Below are 15889 nucleotides of genomic sequence, written 5' to 3'. Positions count from 1 at the left end.
ACGGATTAATCCATGCTCTTTCTGATCCGGTTCACCATAGCCCAAACCAACATTACCACGATAGGCGTGGTCACGGCAGCCATCACTGCCTTGCTCAGCCCAAAGCTTTCTTCCAGCGGGCCGGTTAAGTTCAGCACCAGATTGACGGCGTAATAGCTGATTGCGACAACTGAGAGCCCCTCGACCGTGCGCTGCAAACGCAGCTGTAGATCGGCACGCTTGTCCATGCTGGTGAGCAGTTCCTGATTTTGCGCGGAACGTTCAACATCCACCCTTGTCCGCAAAAGATCACCAGCGCGCAACGCACGATCAGACATGGCCTGCAAACGCTCTTGAGTTGATTTCACGGTGCGCATCGCAGGATCAAAGCGGCGCATCATAAATTCGCCAAAGGTCTGACGTCCGGTAAAGCGTTCTTCGCGCAAAACAGCGATACGTTGATTTACGATCGTCTCGTAAGCCCCTGTCGCACCAAAACGAAATGACGATTGGGCAATCGTGTTCTCAATCTCGGCGGACACCGCGAGCAGAGATTGCAAAACCTCTGCCGGGTCCGCATCAGCACCGCGCATATCCTCAAGCAAGCTCGTTAAACGGGTGTCGAACTCTCCCATCTTCGGACCCAGTTCACGGACGCGGTAGAGGCCCAGCATCGACATCGCTTTATAGGTCTCTATCTCGCACAGCCGCTGCACAACCCGCCCGACGCGGCGGTTACCAACATGCGGACGTGCAAAGACGGCAAAACGCATGTGCCCCGCAGGATCGATGCGGAAATCTGCGGCAACAACTAGATCGTCTTCAATCACACGGCTGATGGCAAGGCTTTCAGGCACAAACCACGCGCGCGCCTTTTCGATGACGCCCTCATCACCGTCAGCGGTTTCGATACGGATCAAAGCGGATGTGACGCGCGTCCCCGGTGCCGCCGCCAGCCAGTCTTCGGGGAAGACCCCGAAAGTGGCGTCATCAAAAGGCCTATCGGCCAACCCTTCGCCAAAGATGGTGTAGGTCACAAACTCTGTATGGCTTTCCCATTTAAGGCGATGTTTGCCGATCTCGCCAAAATAGTGGGTCGCATCAGGTTGCGGATGCTGTGCGCCGAAACGGTCAAGCAAATCAATCAGATGCGCGCGATCAGCTGCCCGGTCACGGCCTGCTGCGTTGCTGGAGGGTTTGATCGCCAGATAGGCCGCACGGCTGGGGGCATCAACCACAGGAAACGGGCGGGCGTGCAATTCATTCGCCATCGCATAGCGCAGGGGATGATCATCGATTGGCGGCATCGCCTGTACCTTTTGTCGCAATTCTCAAAGCAAACTAACGTCATTTCGTGGGGAGTAAATAAAAAATACGTTAATTATTAAATACTTAATGGAATACAACAGTATACCGATGCTTATGTCATCACGTAGGCAAGCGGCCTAGACGTCACCCAATGCGCGCGCTAGGCAAGATCATGTCCAAGCTCATCCTATTCAACAAACCCTTCGGCGTTTTGTCACAGTTCACAGATGCAAAAAGCCCCACACCGCGTCCTACGCTGTCGGGCTTTGTCGATGTACCCGGCGTCTATCCAGCAGGCAGGTTGGATCGAGATAGCGAGGGTTTGTTGGTGCTGACGAATGATGGAAAACTGCAAGCCCGCATCGCAGATCCCAAAAACAAGATGAGCAAGACCTATCTGGTGCAGGTCGAAGGTGCACCAACCGACCGCGACCTTGCCCCACTGCGCGATGGCGTCGCGCTCAAAGACGGGCCAACCCGGCCTGCAAAGCTGCGGTTGATCGATCCACCGCCACTTTGGGATCGCGACCCGCCTGTGCGCTTTCGGAAATCTATACCAGATACATGGATCGAGATCACAATCAGCGAAGGGCGCAACCGGCAGGTGCGTCGCATGACAGCACATATCGGGTTCCCGACACTAAGGCTGATACGCTGGCGTGTGGGAAGCTGGACGTTGGATGGGATTGAAACGGGGACATGGATCAATGGTTAGCGTAGGTGCGGTCAGAGTAACTGAAAGCCCCCCCAAACTGGCCAGGCGTTAACAATCGTCTGTTTTCCAAATCAACATTGATATTGCGGGACGTCGTGTGATCGGTGAACTCAAACAGGGTCAACCGCACAAGACGATAAGGCGACGGGGCCTGTCTGACGTCAGACACTTATAAGGATATGTCAGCCCTTCGAACGTCGGCATCTTATTTTGTTGCTGCTCCTTGACATGATTTGGACATAAAGGCCAAGCATATCAAATTAAACGGTACTTTGCTTGATGGGGGACAAAGATGACAATGCGTCTTGCGACAACGCTGCCTTTGCTCATGGTGATGACGCTGACCGCCTGCGGTGGCGGTGGCGGTGACGGCGGAAGCAACACCGATAGCGGTGGGGGCGGCGGCACGCCTGGTCCAAATGGCCTGCCCTTTGGTGCAGAAGGCCAATCCCTTGATGATGCGGAAGGTGTGGCTGCGACATCGCTTGCAGCAACTGTCGAACAAGGCAACGCGCCAGACATCGAAAACGTCACGATAACGGTAAACCGCGACTTCTTTGACGGTGGACTGAATGATCTTGATGGCACCATCGAGATTTTTGGTGAAACTGTGATAATCAGCAATGGCAGTGGCAACCTTAATGGTGATGAGGTGCTTCTGACCTTTGAACCCAATCGCGTCGGTACGTATACGGCTGTTTTCGATATTGATGTCGTGGACAGCAGCGGCACAACCGGTGCGGGCGCCTATGTGTTCGGCTTTGAAACAGACCCGACTGTCATTGCGGCGCGCACAACTGGCAGCCTGATTTACAACGGTGATTTTCAAGCAACCGGGTCGTTGGACGGCGGGCCTGTCGATACGGAATATGAAGGCGACATTACGATCACAGTTGATTTTGTCGGCGACAGCGCTGGTGTCGATATTGATGGTACACTTAACGGTTCAACCACAGTTAACCTGGATGCAGACAGTATCGCTTTGTCCGGGAATGGCTTTAGCGGTGGTCTGGAATGTACGAGCGGATGCAATGGCGTTGGAAGTTCATCAATTGACGCCACATTCTTCGGACCTGATGCTGACGAGGTTGGTGGTGTGCTGGGTGTCGATGTATCGGTCGGCGGCAACAGTTTCGAAGGTGCCGGCTCCTTCATTGTGACCCCATAATGCTATGAAGCAATAAATCCCCAAATTATCGCCATAATTCCATGGTCAAATAAATGTTGAAAATCGTATTTCAGGAGTAGAGTTCCCGTGTGTCAAGTATGTCAAGCTATGGCCAATACCTCGGCCAGCGTTTCTGGTATCGCAGCGGATTGCCCGACAAATGCGCTCGACAGTGGTGGCTATCGTACTGACAACGCCATTTCGATCTATTTTGTGTCCAACGGGCAGGATGCAAATGTTGCCGACCAAATCAATGATCCTTCTGGCGCTGATGAGATTGAGTCGGATGGGTGGAGTGACTATGAAATACAACGCTTCATGGCGGCAGTTGCATCTATCTCGAACTACATTGACGTAACATTCACCGAGACATCTGACGCTAACGCTGATTTCCAAGTTGTACTTGATGATGATGAATTCCCAAGTGCTGGTTTCTTGGGGTATTTTTATCTACCAGCCTTCGCTGGTGACAACCGCGACGTTATGGGTGCGTTTAACGCGAATGGTTTTGGCTGGAACACATCAGGCGGACTTGAAGCTGGGGGCTTGGGTTTTTCAACCATCATCCACGAAATCTTGCACGGTCTGGGGCTAAGCCATCCGCATGACGGCGATAATGTACTGAATGGTCTAGACGCAGACAGCACAAATTCAAATTACCCTTTTGGGTTCTATGGTGATTTTGACCTGAACCAAGAGGTTTATACCATTATGTCGTATAATGACGGCTGGCTGGGCGCACCGTCATCGAACAATAGCGGCCATGCCGCAACGCCAATGGCACTGGATATCGCGATCCTGCAAGATCTCTACGGCGCTAACACGACCTACAACTCTGGCAACAACATCTATGATATCGGTGATGATGCCTGGGTTTCAATCTGGGATACCGGTGGTACAGATACCATACGCTACACCGGATCAGCAGATGTGATGATCGACCTGCGCGCCGCAACGCTGCAATATGCCGACGGCGGCGGCGGCTTTATCTCTACCGCTGATGGTCTGGCAGGCGGTTTTACCATCGCAAATGGTGTGGTGATCGAAAACGCCACTGGTGGGTCAGGCGATGACCTGCTGATCGGGAACGACGCTGACAACACACTGACCGGCAATGGCGGCTCCGATGATATCTACGGCGGCCAAGGTGATGACGAAATCAATACGGGCTCTGGGAACGACTATGCTGACGGGAACTCTGGTTCTGATGAGATCAACGCCACTAGCGGGACAAACACGATCTTTGGCAGTTCCGGTTTTGACGCGATTACCGGCGGTAGCGGCGTTGACACGATCTTTGGCGGTAGCGGCGATGATGTTATTTCCGGTGGGGATAGCGGCGACACCCTTTATGGCGGGCGCGGCGATGATACGATCAGTGGTGACGGTGGCGCCGATATCATCATCGGTGGTCTTGGTAGTGATACATTAACCGGCGGCTCCGGTGCCGATGATTTCGTTTTCCAGTTTGTCAGTGACAGTCTGGCCGGTAGCGGAAACCGCGATACAATCAATGATTTTCAGACCGGCATCGACGATATTGATTTGTCAAATATCGACGGTCTTTCTTTTGTCGGTACTGCTGGTTTCAGCGGTACATCGGGAGAAGTCCGCCTGAACGAAAACGGTGGCGACACCATTATCCAGATGGATAGCAACGGCGACGGAAACGCCGATCTGGAAATCTTCGTCGACGGTGTAACCGGGCTAAGTGAAAGCGATTTTATTCTTTAATCGCAATGCCAGACATCAGTTGAGGGGAACAAACGAGGGCATTTGGTTAATTGGCGTAGTCGCATCATCTGCCGCCATAACCATAACCTGTTTTGGTTCTGGTGCGGTCGGGGGGACTCGAACCCCCACGAGTGTTACCTCACAGCGACCTCAACGCTGCGCGTCTACCAATTCCGCCACGACCGCAAGACCACTAGCTTGGTAAGTGCGGCACTCATAGACGAGCGGATTTGCGATGCCAAGAGGGAAATCACCCCCTTTTCATCGCGTCGCGCGGGGGTTACGCCAACACAATGGTGAAATGGATCACAACCGACGCGCTCACTGACTATGAGGATGCGCTGGCCTTTATGGAAACCCGTGTCGCCGGGATCATCGATGGCACCGCAGAAGAATGCATATGGTTGCTTGAACACCCTCCCCTTTACACCGCAGGGACATCGGCCAAGCCCGATGATCTGGTCGATCCCGATCGCTTTCCAGTCTACGAAGCGCGCCGAGGTGGCGAATACACTTATCACGGCCCTGGACAGCGGGTGGCCTATGTCATGTTGGATGTGGGCAAACGTGGCCATGACGTGCGCCAGTTTGTCAAAGACCTTGAGACTTGGGTGATCGCGACGCTGGACAGCTTCAACGTCAAAGGTGAAATCCGCGACGGGCGCGTCGGTGTCTGGGTGCAACAGCCCCAGAAACCACGTCACGCTGATGGCTCTGTCGCGGAAGACAAGATCGCGGCTCTTGGTATTCGCCTGCGCAAATGGGTGTCGTTTCACGGGTTATCGATCAACGTCGAACCAGACCTGAGTCACTTCGACGGCATCGTGCCCTGCGGCATCCGCGACCATGGGGTGACATCACTGGTTGATCTGGGGCTGCCGGTCACAATGGACGATCTGGATGTGGCGTTAAAAGCTAATTTTGCAAAGGTTTTTGCAGATTGATCTTACAAATCCGCCCCGAAATCTGCGACCAGTGATGCAACGACGGCGTTCAGCGCCTCTTTCTCACTCGCACCTGCACCAATAGATGCAGCATAGACCTTGCGTTGCTGGTCAGCACTGGTGCCTTGCGCCAAGATATCGCGCGCAGCGTTGACCTCTTGCACACAGTCCAGCGCTAGGGCGTCTTCAGCGATCAATTCTAGTATCTCGTCCACCGCCTGCGAGAACGGGATCAGTTTTTTGCGTCCAAAGTCGATCAGCCCTTCAGATATCCCATAGCGCTGCGCCCGCCAGCGGTTTTCACCAACCATAAAGTTATGCACCACCTGCCAACCGTCGCCACCCATAGACTTGCGCCAGAGCATGCGGGTCAAACATTGGGTCAGGGCCGCCAGTGTTAGGGTCACTTCCATACGTGGGGCGACATCACAGATGCGAGATTCGATTGTGGGGAATTTGGAGGAAGGGCGCAGGTCCCACCAGATTTTAGAGGCATCCTCGATCAGGCCGAGATCAATCAGCGTTTCAACGGTCGAGGAAAACTGCGCCCAGTCTTTCATATAGGGCGGCAGGCCAGTGCGCGGCAGGTTGTCAAAGACTGTCAGGCGGTACGAACTCATGCCTGTATCAACCCCTTGCCAATAGGGTGATGATGCCGAAAGCGCATGCAGATGTGGCAGGAAGTATTTGAGTTGGTTTACTAAATTAATCCGCATCTCTTGGTCAGGGATGCCCACATGCACATGCATCCCGCAGATCAACATGCGCCGGGCAACGCCCGCCAGATCACGGCGCAATTTGTTGTATCGCGCCTTGTCAGTGTGATGCTGATCCTTCCAGTCCGCAATCGGGTGACAAGACGCGGCAATCGGGGCCAAACCATAGTCTGCCGCGTGACCCGCGACAGTGCGGCGCAAATGCGCAATGTCGTTGCGTGCTTCACCGATTGTATCGCAGATCCCTGTACCAATCTCGATCTGACATTGCAGAAATTCGGGGCTAACTTTACCCGCAAGATCGGCTTTGCAGGCGTCAATCAGACTGTCAGGGGCCTGTGCTAATGCGTAGGTCTCCAGATCAACCAGCAGATACTCTTCTTCGATCCCAATAGTGAATGGCGGCGTGTCTTGACCCATGCTGAACCCTTTCTCCCTTAGGCTAGCCTATCGGCAATGGGAAAGCCCGTCAGTGCCTCAGATCAAACAAGCCCCTGCGCCAAATTAACCCATGCAAACAGGTGCATCCTTTGTTGCTCCTTAAGCATCTACGCATTAGAACCGTGCCAAACGCTCGCCCTGCAACGACTCGGCGGCGCTCAAAGTAGCCAATACGAGGAGAGCCAAATGGCAGACGCAGCCATCCACGGCGACGCACACGAAGACGAGCGCGGTTTCTTTACCCGCTGGTTTATGTCCACAAACCACAAAGATATCGGCATCTTGTATCTGTTTACTGCAGGTATCCTTGGCTTTATCTCGGTCGCCTTCACCGTCTACATGCGCATGGAGCTGATGGAACCTGGCGTGCAATACATGTGCCTTGAGGGCGCACGCCTGACAGCCGCTGCCGCAGGCGATTGCACGCCAAACGGCCACCTCTGGAACGTATTGATCACCTACCACGGCGTCTTGATGATGTTCTTCGTGGTTATTCCAGCGCTATTTGGCGGCTTTGGTAACTACTTTATGCCACTGCAAATTGGTGCACCGGACATGGCGTTCCCACGCCTGAACAACCTGTCTTACTGGATGTTCGTGGCGGGTGCGTCTCTTGGTGTGGCTTCGATGCTGGCACCGGGCGGCAATGGGCAGGCGGGCTCCGGCGTTGGCTGGGTAATGTACGCGCCGCTTTCCACATCGGAAACCGGCATGTCGATGGATTTGGCGATCTTTGCGGTGCACTTGTCAGGTGCGTCTTCGATCCTTGGTGCAATCAATATGATCACCACTTTCCTGAATATGCGTGCACCCGGTATGACTTTGCATAAGGTTCCACTTTTTGCCTGGTCAATCTTTGTGACAGCATGGTTGATCCTTCTGGCCCTGCCCGTTCTGGCTGGCGCGATCACAATGCTGCTGACCGACCGTAACTTTGGCACGACCTTCTTCCAACCTGAAGGGGGCGGTGACCCGATCCTCTATCAGCACATTTTGTGGTTCTTTGGTCACCCAGAGGTCTACATCATTATCATCCCCGGCTTTGGTATCATCAGCCACATCATCGCAACATTCTCGCGTAAGCCGATCTTTGGCTATCTGCCAATGGTCTATGCGATGGTCGCGATCGGTGTGTTAGGCTTCGTCGTTTGGGCGCACCACATGTACACCGTGGGCATGTCGCTGACGCAGCAGTCCTACTTCATGCTGGCGACTATGGTTATTGCCGTACCAACAGGTGTGAAAATCTTTAGCTGGATTGCCACCATGTGGGGCGGTTCGGTTGAGTTTAAGACGCCAATGCTTTGGGCCTTTGGCTTCCTGTTCCTGTTCACCTTGGGCGGCGTGACAGGCATCGTTCTGTCACAGGCCGGTGTGGACCGTGTGTATCACGATACCTACTATGTCGTGGCGCACTTCCACTATGTGATGAGCCTTGGCGCGGTCTTCTCGATCTTCGCGGGTATCTACTTTTATCTGCCGAAAATGTCGGGCCGTATGTATCCTGAATGGGCCGGCAAGCTACACTTCTGGGCGATGTTCATCGGCGCGAACCTGACATTCTTCCCACAGCACTTCCTGGGCCGTCAGGGTATGCCACGTCGTTACATCGACTACCCAGAGGCGTTTGCGTACTGGAACTATATCTCAAGCTGGGGTGCGTTCCTGTCATTCGCATCGTTCCTGTTCTTCATCGGTGTAATGGTCTGGACCCTGACAAAGGGCAAGCGCGTCACCGAGAACAACCCTTGGAACGAATATGCAGATACGCTGGAGTGGACATTGCCAAGCCCACCACCAGAGCACACGTTCGAGACGCTGCCAAAGCAGTCTGACTGGGACAAGCAGCACGCGCATTAGCGCAAAACATCTTTGAATTATGGCATGGCCCCGCCGATCCCGGCGGGGCTATTACTTTTTGAAACACAAGTTATACGAATAACGAGGTCTCATTTGGGAAACCGCTCTACGCCACTGCCCTGCTATTACATCAACCTCGACCGCTCTCACGCGCGACGAGAGCATATGCAAGAAATGCTGAAGACAATCGGTGTATCGGCAAAGCGGCTTGCCGCAGTAGACGGGCGTTTGCTGGATAAAGAAAACAGACCTAACCTGTCAGAGAGAGCGCGCAGTTTCTGGAACCTTAATGGAGGCCAAATTGGCTGTTTTCTGAGCCATCGCGCATTCTGGAAGATAGTGGCAGAGGGACCAGAGCCATATGCGGTTGTTCTGGAAGATGACGTAAACATGTCAAAAGGGTTTGCTACACTACTTTGCGAAATAGACTGGATTCCCGAAGATTGCGAATGCATTAAGATTGATACATCGGTTGTGGACGCATGGTACGCGAATGAAAAATCCCTACCAGATACAGACTTTACGATCGCACGGCCAATGACTGACCTGAAGGGGACGGCGGGGTACATCATTTCAAAATCCGCCGCACGATCGCTGCTTGCGCAAACAGACGTCATCAAAGCGCCTGTGGATGTTCAGATGTTCTGTTGCTCAGACCCTGATTTTCTTGGTTTGGAATTTCTACAACTTAATCCAGCAGTCTGCATTCAGCATTATCTGCACAAGGGTGATGCGCCGGCACCAGCCGATGTCATAAATTCAACAATTGGATACCCTAAGCGCGCGCGTAGGCCAAAGCTCCCTTTCGGGTGGCGCAAGATCTGGCGTGAATTCAAGCGTCCGTTTCTGAAGCTCCCACCTGCTTTATTGCATTCTTATCGAAAGCTACATCCAAACTACGTTTGGCGTGAAATCGACTTCAATGACTGACCTCTCAAAACAGAGGCCCCTTTTCGTTCATCGTGCTCGCGCGATTATACTTCGACACCAACCGCATATTCACAGAACTGCGTATACTGCAGAACGACTGTTTCGTCCTCTATCAGCAAAACGCCCAGTTGTGGTGCCTCTTTCGCAGGTTTGAAGCTGTCCCAATCCCATGCGGGGCGTGGCCCCGGCGCCTGAAACGATACAGCACCCAAAGTTGCAAAGGGGATACCCCGTACTGTGCCAGCTGTCGGTCGGTGAACATGCCCCATAAAGAGGTGTTTGACGTTGTTATGCGCCGTCATCAAATCAAGAAAGGCTGCGGCGTCTTCCAACATGATTTCGTCTTGTTTGGGCAGCCCAAGTGCCAGCGGCGGATGATGCATGAAGATATAGGCTGGCTTACCCGGCGACTTGCCCAAGGCGTCATCCAGCCATGCTTGCCGTGCCGCGCAGAACTGTCCCGCATGTGATCCCACCTTATGTGTATCAAGGAAGAGGTAGGTCGCGTTCGCCATATCAAGCCTGTACTGAACAAAACCTGGCATAGCGGTTTCCGGCAGCGCAAGAGAAGCACGAAACCCCGCGCGGTCGTCATTGTTGCCCATCAATGGATGGATCGGGATATGAGAGACCGCCAAATGCTGCGCAATCGCAGCATAATCTCCAGCGATGTCGTCACCGACAAGATCACCTGTGAGAACAGCAAAATCTGCATCGGCATGATGTGCGTTTATGAAGGCGATCGCAGCGTCCAAGCGCTTGCGCGGGTCGAGGCCATCAATCGTTCCTTCCGCTTGCAAATGCGGATCTGACATCCAGATGATCTTTGTCATATTCCGCACTTTCCTGACCAAACGATCTGTTGCAGTACCAGTTTGCGGGATTGGCAGGTCAACTACAATCGTGAAAATACCGGCCGGTCAGCACAGGCAACCTGAAATAGAAAAACCCGGCCATAAGGCCGGGTTTGCTATCATTTTGATGGGCGGTCAGACTGCTTGCAAAACCGCCTGTCTGTGATCAGCTTTCGTTAGCGATCCAGACTTCCACCCGGCGGTTGATCGCACGCCCTTCTTCGGTGGTGTTACAAGATGCCGGTGCAAGCTCGCTAAAGCCCAGCGACGTTGTTTGAATGCCATCCAGACTTGCGCCAGCGCGATCACGGAAGGCACGTAGCACCTGTGCTGCACGTGCTTCTGACAGCGGCAGGTTATTTGCGAACGGCCCGACAGAGTCAGCAAAACCCACAAACACGAGGCGTGACCCGGCAGGCAAATCTTCTGCATAGTCAGCCAGACGGTCGAGGTTCAGCTCACCGCGGTCGGTCAATTGCGCGCTCCCGGTTTGAAAGCGGAAGGTCGCGGACAAGCGATCATGCCGCCGCATGGCCGACAGCATATCGCCGGTAACCTGTGCCTCTAGGCCGGTTGCAGAGTTATTACGCAACTGGGTCGCGCGAAAACCCGTCATATCCTGCGCCTGACGGGCAACACCAAGGTCAATATAGCCAGCCTTCAGGATAACACTGTCGGCATCGTTTGACTTTGCAAAGTCAAGAAAATCGGCAGCTTCAGGCGAAAGGATATCGCCACGCGTATAAAGGTAGAGGAAGCGGCCGAGGTTGTATTCCTCAGTGCGGGCCGAGAACGCGTCGGGCGTCATGACGATTCCGCATTCGTTGATAATGTTCATCGGCTTTGTACCACGTATGAACGGAAGCGGCACATAGGCGATTGACGTCTCATCGGCAAAGACCTCATCAGCGACGTCTTCAAAGTCACCTGCGCCCACCTGATTGACAGGTAAACCAGGTGCAACATCACGGAATACCCTGTCTTCGAAAACCGTGCGGGTTGACGTGTTTGCCATCCGGTTCACCACCCTGATAGGTGCGTTCGGGCCGCCGATTTCAGACCAATTGCTGATCCGGCCAGCATAAATGTCACCCAGCTGGGTCATGGAAACAGTGTCTAGCGGGTTATCAGGGTGGGCAATCACCACGATGTTATCCAACGCCAGCAGATGTTCGTTGGCTGCACTGCGCATATCACCTGCACCGTTGCGTGCAAGAATGTCAGCAGACGCCTGTGGGATTCGCTCTGACGACATCCCAATTTCGGTCGAACGCCCAATCAGATTTGCAAAGGCATCAGATGAGAGCGATGACATAATACGGAACCCCGTGCGCTCTTCACCAAAACCACCGTCTTCGATAGCCAACAGGATCTTTTCTACATCATTGTTCCGCTCAACCTGAACCGCACCGTCAAAGCTGTCTGCGTAACCTTCAACCAACAATGGCATCAACGTACTGCCAATCGCATCCGACCCCGAAATGTTGACAAGGTCATCGCGTCGCGGTGCGGGTCGCCGTTCGGGCCGCGCATCAGCGGACGCAACTTCGGTCGGGCAGCCTTCACCAGAACATGTCACCAGATCTGCAGAGACCCGCAAGTTACCCAAGCTTGTATTTACACTGTAAAATCCATCTTCGAATGAAACAAGTTCGCCGTCGATCGAGATGACACCATCACCGGACTCCAAAAGAACTGGCGCGGCAATCAACGGTTGAGACGCAAGAATGGCGGCGACAACAGTTCCAATCAATCCGCTCGGACTGCTTAAACTTTGCTTTTGTTTTGTCATGAAATTCACTCCTCCTAGATTAATGCAAGGGGGCGTTAATGAATAATTGTACCCCTTAAATTAGCTTAGATAGGCGTATTTTGGTGGTCAAAACATCATCGCTGGTTTTCAAAACGCGATATGAGGCGTCACATTTTTACACGAGTAAACTTTTATTTGTGGTCAAGTATTAATATTTTTGCATAATTTTTGATCAGCTTTGTGGGCAACAGTGCCCTCAGGCGGCCGCCACCTCGCTTAATCGCGGATCGAAATACGCGAGGTGCTGACAGCATATGGGCACCTTGCACGGGTACCAATTGACCGTTGCGGTACCGCGCACTATTTCCAGCCCATGCCTTATGAATGGTCACCTGAACCGCCCCATGATACACCCCGATGGCAACTTAGCCTTTGGCCCTACAGGTCTTTGCTGCGCAAAGATTTTGTCTTGTTTATCGGTGGCACCGCGGCCTTGGTGTCATTGCCGCTTTTAACGCTTCTGGGTCAGGCGGCCCTTTGGGGTATCCTGCCGTTCTGCGGCCTTATGATTGCAGGTGTCTGGTACGCACTGCATGTCAGTTATCGGGGCGGCGAAGTGTTAGAAGAATTGACCGTAGACGAAGCACGGGCTCATCTGACACGCCACAACCCAAAGGGCGACGTACAAGAGTGGGAAGCCAACCGTTATTGGGTGACTGTACATCTGCACCCCAAAGGCGGACCGGTAGAGAACTACATCACGCTGCGCGGCGGAGACCGGGAGGTCGAGATCGGAGCGTTCCTGGATGTTGAGGAACGGTTAGCACTTTATGATGACCTTAAGCGGGCTTTGCGTTCTTAAGACGGGTGATGTCACCCATCCTACCCAAGGCGGTCTTTTACCATCGGACCGGCTTTGCCGAAATCCATGCGACCGGTGTATTTGCTTTTCAGCACACCCATCACCTTGCCCATGTCACGAATACTGGTCGCACCCACTTCGGTGATGGCCGCATCAATCGCATTGGCGGCCTCATCCGCGTTCAATTGCTTGGGCAGGAACTCTTCGATGATTTTGATCTCTGACAGTTCTTTCTCGGCCAGCTCCAGCCGCCCGCCTTCCTCGTAGGCCCGCGCGCTTTCCTGCCGTTGTTTCACCATGCGGCCCATAATCGCGAGGATATCATCGTTGCTGACCCCGGCATCTTCATCGCCGGACCCGCGTGCGGCGATATCCTTGTCTTTGATCGCGGCATTGATCAACCGCAGCGTTGAAAGGCGATCCGCCTCTTTCGAACGCATTGCATCCTTGAGGGCCGCATTGACCCGGTCGCGCATGTCCATGAATGTATCCCGTACATTTGCTGTCAAACGAATGGGCAACATAGTGCGCCCACGCCCAAGTAACAAGCGCCCGCGTCGCAACGTCAACCCTTGTTTGCAAGGGCGCAATCCGCCCTTGACCATGCCCCCCACCCTGCGTACACCCAGCACAATTTGGCATCCGGGGAGATTGATTATGGCACAGAAACCGACGGCTTGTCTGGCCCTTGCGGATGGAACGATCTTTTACGGTATGGGCTTTGGTGCCACCGGTGAAACGGTGGCCGAGCTTTGCTTTAACACCGCGATGACCGGCTATCAGGAGATTATGACCGACCCGTCCTATGCAGGTCAGGTCGTGACCTTCACCTTCCCCCATATCGGCAACACCGGCGTGAACCCCGAAGACGATGAAACCGCTGACCCGGTGGCCGAAGGTATGGTTGTGAAATGGGACCCTACCCAATCATCAAACTGGCGCGCGACCCAAGAGCTGACGGCCTGGCTGGCCAAGCGCAACCGCATCGGCATGGGCGGTGTGGATACCCGGCGTCTGACCCGTGCCATTCGGCAGCAAGGTGCCCCGCATGTGGCGCTGGCACATGATCCTGACGGCAACTTTGACATTGAGGCGCTGGTCAAGAAAGCGCGCGCTTTCCAAGGGCTTGAGGGTCTTGATCTGGCAAAGGACGTGACCTGCGCGCAATCCTACACTTGGAACGAAATGCGTTGGGCATGGCCAGAAGGGTATACACCCCAAAACGATCCAAAGCATAAAGTCGTTGCAATTGATTTTGGCGCAAAACGCAACATTCTGCGCTGTCTTGCCAGCGCTGGCTGTGACGTGACTGTGCTGCCAGCAACAGCGACTGCGGAAGACGTGCTCGCGCTTAATCCCGACGGTGTATTCCTGTCCAATGGTCCCGGAGATCCGGCGGCCACTGGCGCATATGCAGTGCCCATGATCAAGGGTGTACTTGATGCTGATCTACCCGTCTTTGGTATTTGTCTGGGTCACCAGATGCTGGCCCTCGCCGTCGGTGCGAAAACGATCAAGATGAACCACGGCCACCACGGCGCTAACCATCCGGTCAAGGATATGGAAACCGGCAAGGTTGAGATCACGTCGATGAATCACGGCTTTACCGTAGACAGTCAGACACTGCCGGACGGTGTGGAAGAGACGCATGTGTCACTCTTCGATGGTAGCAATTGCGGGATTCGTATCGCCAACCGGCCCGTGTTCAGCGTGCAATACCACCCCGAGGCCAGCCCTGGCCCGCAAGATAGCTATTATTTGTTTGAAAGATTTGCCGAAGCGATGAGCGCTTAACCATCGCTTAACTCTTTTAGGTCAAATTGTACCTACGAAGCGTTTTGTTCTGGGTTAACGTGTTTTGGTTTGCTTCGTGCACTTTTCTAAGTGGGCTGCAGTAGGGCTATTCTGCAGCTTCCACAGCTTCAGCGTCCAGTTTCAAACGGGTCACAAACGCCTCTGAAATATGGTCACGCAGTGCTTTGTCCGCCGCATCGCCATCGCCGGCCTCAATCGCGGAAACAATCGCTGCATGCTCTTGCAAGGTTTCATCTCCCCGCCCCTCTACCGCGATGGATGTCGTCGCCAAAAGCGCCATGGAACGATGCACCAAGTCCAATTGCTGCACCAGAAAGCGATTGTGCGATGCAAGATGAATTTGCTTATGAAAACGGCGGTTCGCGCGGCTTAGCGCCTTGGGGTCGCCAACCAGTTTCTGATCTGCGTCCAACATGTCACGCAGCACCTTAACCTCTTCTGGCGCAGCATGGCGGGCGGCAAGCCGGGCCGCCAGCCCCTCCAACTCACCGCGCACGACATAAAGCTCTGACAACTGTGAATGATCCAGAGAGGCCACGATCAGCGACCGCCCGTCGCGGGTAAGCAAGGACTGTGTTTCCAGCCGTTGCAATGCCTCGCGGATCGGTGTGCGCGACACACCAAACCTTTCGGCCAGCTCACTTTCAACCAGCCTGTCACCAGGTTTGTAAACATGTCTGTCAATCGCTTCGAGGATCAGGGCGTAGGCGTCTTTCTGGGACGCGCGTTGGTCTTGCATCGCATGGTACCTTTCGTGCTGGAACAATCATACGCCCCTGCCCGCCCTGCAATCAAGCCAAAGCAATTGCG

14 protein-coding genes and 1 tRNA gene are annotated in these 15889 nt (G+C 54.0%); 8 read left to right on the top strand and 7 right to left on the bottom strand.

Annotated elements, in window-relative coordinates:
* Window positions 1-5 precede the first annotated feature (5 nt).
* Window positions 6-1286, bottom strand: a complete 1281-nt coding sequence (locus BC777_RS01100; protein ID WP_100366328.1) for a DUF3422 family protein — start codon at window positions 1284-1286, stop codon at window positions 6-8.
* Window positions 1287-1459: 173 nt separating this feature from the next.
* Between BC777_RS01100 and BC777_RS01095 the strand changes: the two genes are divergently transcribed.
* The 3 genes from BC777_RS01095 to BC777_RS01085 all read left to right on the top strand — a co-directional run bounded on the left by BC777_RS01095 (window position 1460) and on the right by BC777_RS01085 (window position 4904).
* Entirely contained in the window at window positions 1460-2002 is a 543-nt protein-coding gene (locus BC777_RS01095) for a pseudouridine synthase (RefSeq protein ID WP_100367945.1), read from the top strand.
* Window positions 2003-2294: 292 nt separating this feature from the next.
* Window positions 2295-3170, top strand: coding sequence for a transferrin-binding protein-like solute binding protein (locus BC777_RS01090; protein ID WP_133122498.1), 876 nt, complete (start codon window positions 2295-2297; stop codon window positions 3168-3170).
* A gap of 108 nt (window positions 3171-3278) precedes the next feature.
* On the top strand, window positions 3279-4904 hold the full coding sequence (locus BC777_RS01085; RefSeq protein ID WP_100366326.1) for a M10 family metallopeptidase C-terminal domain-containing protein: 1626 nt from the start codon (window positions 3279-3281) through the stop codon (window positions 4902-4904).
* Window positions 4905-5003: 99 nt separating this feature from the next.
* Here BC777_RS01085 and BC777_RS01080 read toward each other — a convergent pair.
* Window positions 5004-5090, bottom strand: a tRNA-Leu gene (locus tag BC777_RS01080).
* 107 nt (window positions 5091-5197) lie between these two features.
* Between BC777_RS01080 and lipB the strand changes: the two genes are divergently transcribed.
* The gene (lipB, locus tag BC777_RS01075; protein WP_100366325.1) at window positions 5198-5848 is read left to right on the top strand and encodes a lipoyl(octanoyl) transferase LipB; all 651 of its coding nucleotides are present in this window, start codon (window positions 5198-5200) and stop codon (window positions 5846-5848) included.
* 2 nt (window positions 5849-5850) lie between these two features.
* Here the strand turns inward: lipB and BC777_RS01070 are convergent, their stop codons facing one another.
* The gene (locus tag BC777_RS01070) at window positions 5851-6984 is read right to left on the bottom strand and encodes a carboxylate-amine ligase (RefSeq protein WP_100366324.1); all 1134 of its coding nucleotides are present in this window, start codon (window positions 6982-6984) and stop codon (window positions 5851-5853) included.
* A 207-nt stretch (window positions 6985-7191) separates the two neighbouring features.
* On the opposite strand from BC777_RS01070, the gene ctaD reads away from it, so the two are divergent.
* Complete coding sequence (gene ctaD / locus BC777_RS01065) at window positions 7192-8865, top strand: cytochrome c oxidase subunit I (protein ID WP_100366323.1); 1674 nt, start codon at window positions 7192-7194, stop codon at window positions 8863-8865.
* A gap of 24 nt (window positions 8866-8889) precedes the next feature.
* Window positions 8890-9795 carry a glycosyltransferase family 25 protein gene (locus BC777_RS01060; protein WP_100366322.1) on the top strand — a complete coding sequence of 302 codons (906 nt, stop codon included), beginning with the start codon at window positions 8890-8892 and terminating at the stop codon, window positions 9793-9795.
* Between the two features lie 44 nt (window positions 9796-9839).
* Here the strand turns inward: BC777_RS01060 and BC777_RS01055 are convergent, their stop codons facing one another.
* Together BC777_RS01055 and BC777_RS01045 are read right to left on the bottom strand one after the other, a co-directional pair.
* Entirely contained in the window at window positions 9840-10628 is a 789-nt protein-coding gene (locus BC777_RS01055; protein ID WP_100366321.1) for a phosphodiesterase, read from the bottom strand.
* A gap of 187 nt (window positions 10629-10815) precedes the next feature.
* On the bottom strand, window positions 10816-12441 hold the full coding sequence (locus BC777_RS01045; protein ID WP_100366319.1) for a phosphate ABC transporter substrate-binding/OmpA family protein: 1626 nt from the start codon (window positions 12439-12441) through the stop codon (window positions 10816-10818).
* 334 nt (window positions 12442-12775) lie between these two features.
* On the opposite strand from BC777_RS01045, the gene BC777_RS01040 reads away from it, so the two are divergent.
* The gene (locus tag BC777_RS01040; RefSeq protein ID WP_100366318.1) at window positions 12776-13264 is read left to right on the top strand and encodes a DUF2244 domain-containing protein; all 489 of its coding nucleotides are present in this window, start codon (window positions 12776-12778) and stop codon (window positions 13262-13264) included.
* 20 nt (window positions 13265-13284) lie between these two features.
* Here BC777_RS01040 and BC777_RS01035 read toward each other — a convergent pair whose 3' ends face one another.
* Window positions 13285-13746, bottom strand: coding sequence for a GatB/YqeY domain-containing protein (locus BC777_RS01035; protein WP_100367944.1), 462 nt, complete (start codon window positions 13744-13746; stop codon window positions 13285-13287).
* A gap of 175 nt (window positions 13747-13921) precedes the next feature.
* On the opposite strand from BC777_RS01035, the gene carA reads away from it, so the two are divergent.
* Window positions 13922-15058, top strand: a complete 1137-nt coding sequence (carA, locus tag BC777_RS01030) for a glutamine-hydrolyzing carbamoyl-phosphate synthase small subunit (RefSeq protein WP_100366317.1) — start codon at window positions 13922-13924, stop codon at window positions 15056-15058.
* Between the two features lie 106 nt (window positions 15059-15164).
* Here carA and BC777_RS01025 read toward each other — a convergent pair whose 3' ends face one another.
* Window positions 15165-15818 carry a GntR family transcriptional regulator gene (locus BC777_RS01025; RefSeq protein WP_100366316.1) on the bottom strand — a complete coding sequence of 218 codons (654 nt, stop codon included), beginning with the start codon at window positions 15816-15818 and terminating at the stop codon, window positions 15165-15167.
* Window positions 15819-15889: the final 71 nt, after the last annotated feature.

Origin of the sequence: Yoonia maricola (assembly GCF_002797915.1) — a bacterium.
Lineage (GTDB): Bacteria > Pseudomonadota > Alphaproteobacteria > Rhodobacterales > Rhodobacteraceae > Yoonia > Yoonia maricola.
Note: the sequence above shows the minus strand (reverse complement) of the source record. Positions and strands in the feature narration are given on the sequence as shown.

Excerpts from the sequence above, each read along its gene's own strand:
- BC777_RS01045 (WP_100366319.1), bottom strand. The coding sequence starts at position 12,441 with ATGACAAAACAAAAGCAAAGTTTAAGCAGTCCGAGCGGATTGATTGGA.
- BC777_RS01025 (WP_100366316.1), bottom strand. The coding sequence starts at position 15,818 with ATGCAAGACCAACGCGCGTCCCAGAAAGACGCCTACGCCCTGATCCTC.
- carA (WP_100366317.1), top strand. The coding sequence starts at position 13,922 with ATGGCACAGAAACCGACGGCTTGTCTGGCCCTTGCGGATGGAACGATC.
- BC777_RS01095 (WP_100367945.1), top strand. The coding sequence starts at position 1,460 with ATGTCCAAGCTCATCCTATTCAACAAACCCTTCGGCGTTTTGTCACAG.
- lipB (WP_100366325.1), top strand. The coding sequence starts at position 5,198 with ATGGTGAAATGGATCACAACCGACGCGCTCACTGACTATGAGGATGCG.
- BC777_RS01085 (WP_100366326.1), top strand. The coding sequence starts at position 3,279 with ATGGCCAATACCTCGGCCAGCGTTTCTGGTATCGCAGCGGATTGCCCG.
- BC777_RS01090 (WP_133122498.1), top strand. The coding sequence starts at position 2,295 with ATGACAATGCGTCTTGCGACAACGCTGCCTTTGCTCATGGTGATGACG.
- BC777_RS01035 (WP_100367944.1), bottom strand. The coding sequence starts at position 13,746 with ATGGACATGCGCGACCGGGTCAATGCGGCCCTCAAGGATGCAATGCGT.
- BC777_RS01100 (WP_100366328.1), bottom strand. The coding sequence starts at position 1,286 with ATGCCGCCAATCGATGATCATCCCCTGCGCTATGCGATGGCGAATGAA.
- BC777_RS01070 (WP_100366324.1), bottom strand. The coding sequence starts at position 6,984 with ATGGGTCAAGACACGCCGCCATTCACTATTGGGATCGAAGAAGAGTAT.
- BC777_RS01040 (WP_100366318.1), top strand. The coding sequence starts at position 12,776 with ATGCCTTATGAATGGTCACCTGAACCGCCCCATGATACACCCCGATGG.
- ctaD (WP_100366323.1), top strand. The coding sequence starts at position 7,192 with ATGGCAGACGCAGCCATCCACGGCGACGCACACGAAGACGAGCGCGGT.
- BC777_RS01055 (WP_100366321.1), bottom strand. The coding sequence starts at position 10,628 with ATGACAAAGATCATCTGGATGTCAGATCCGCATTTGCAAGCGGAAGGA.
- BC777_RS01060 (WP_100366322.1), top strand. The coding sequence starts at position 8,890 with ATGGCCCCGCCGATCCCGGCGGGGCTATTACTTTTTGAAACACAAGTT.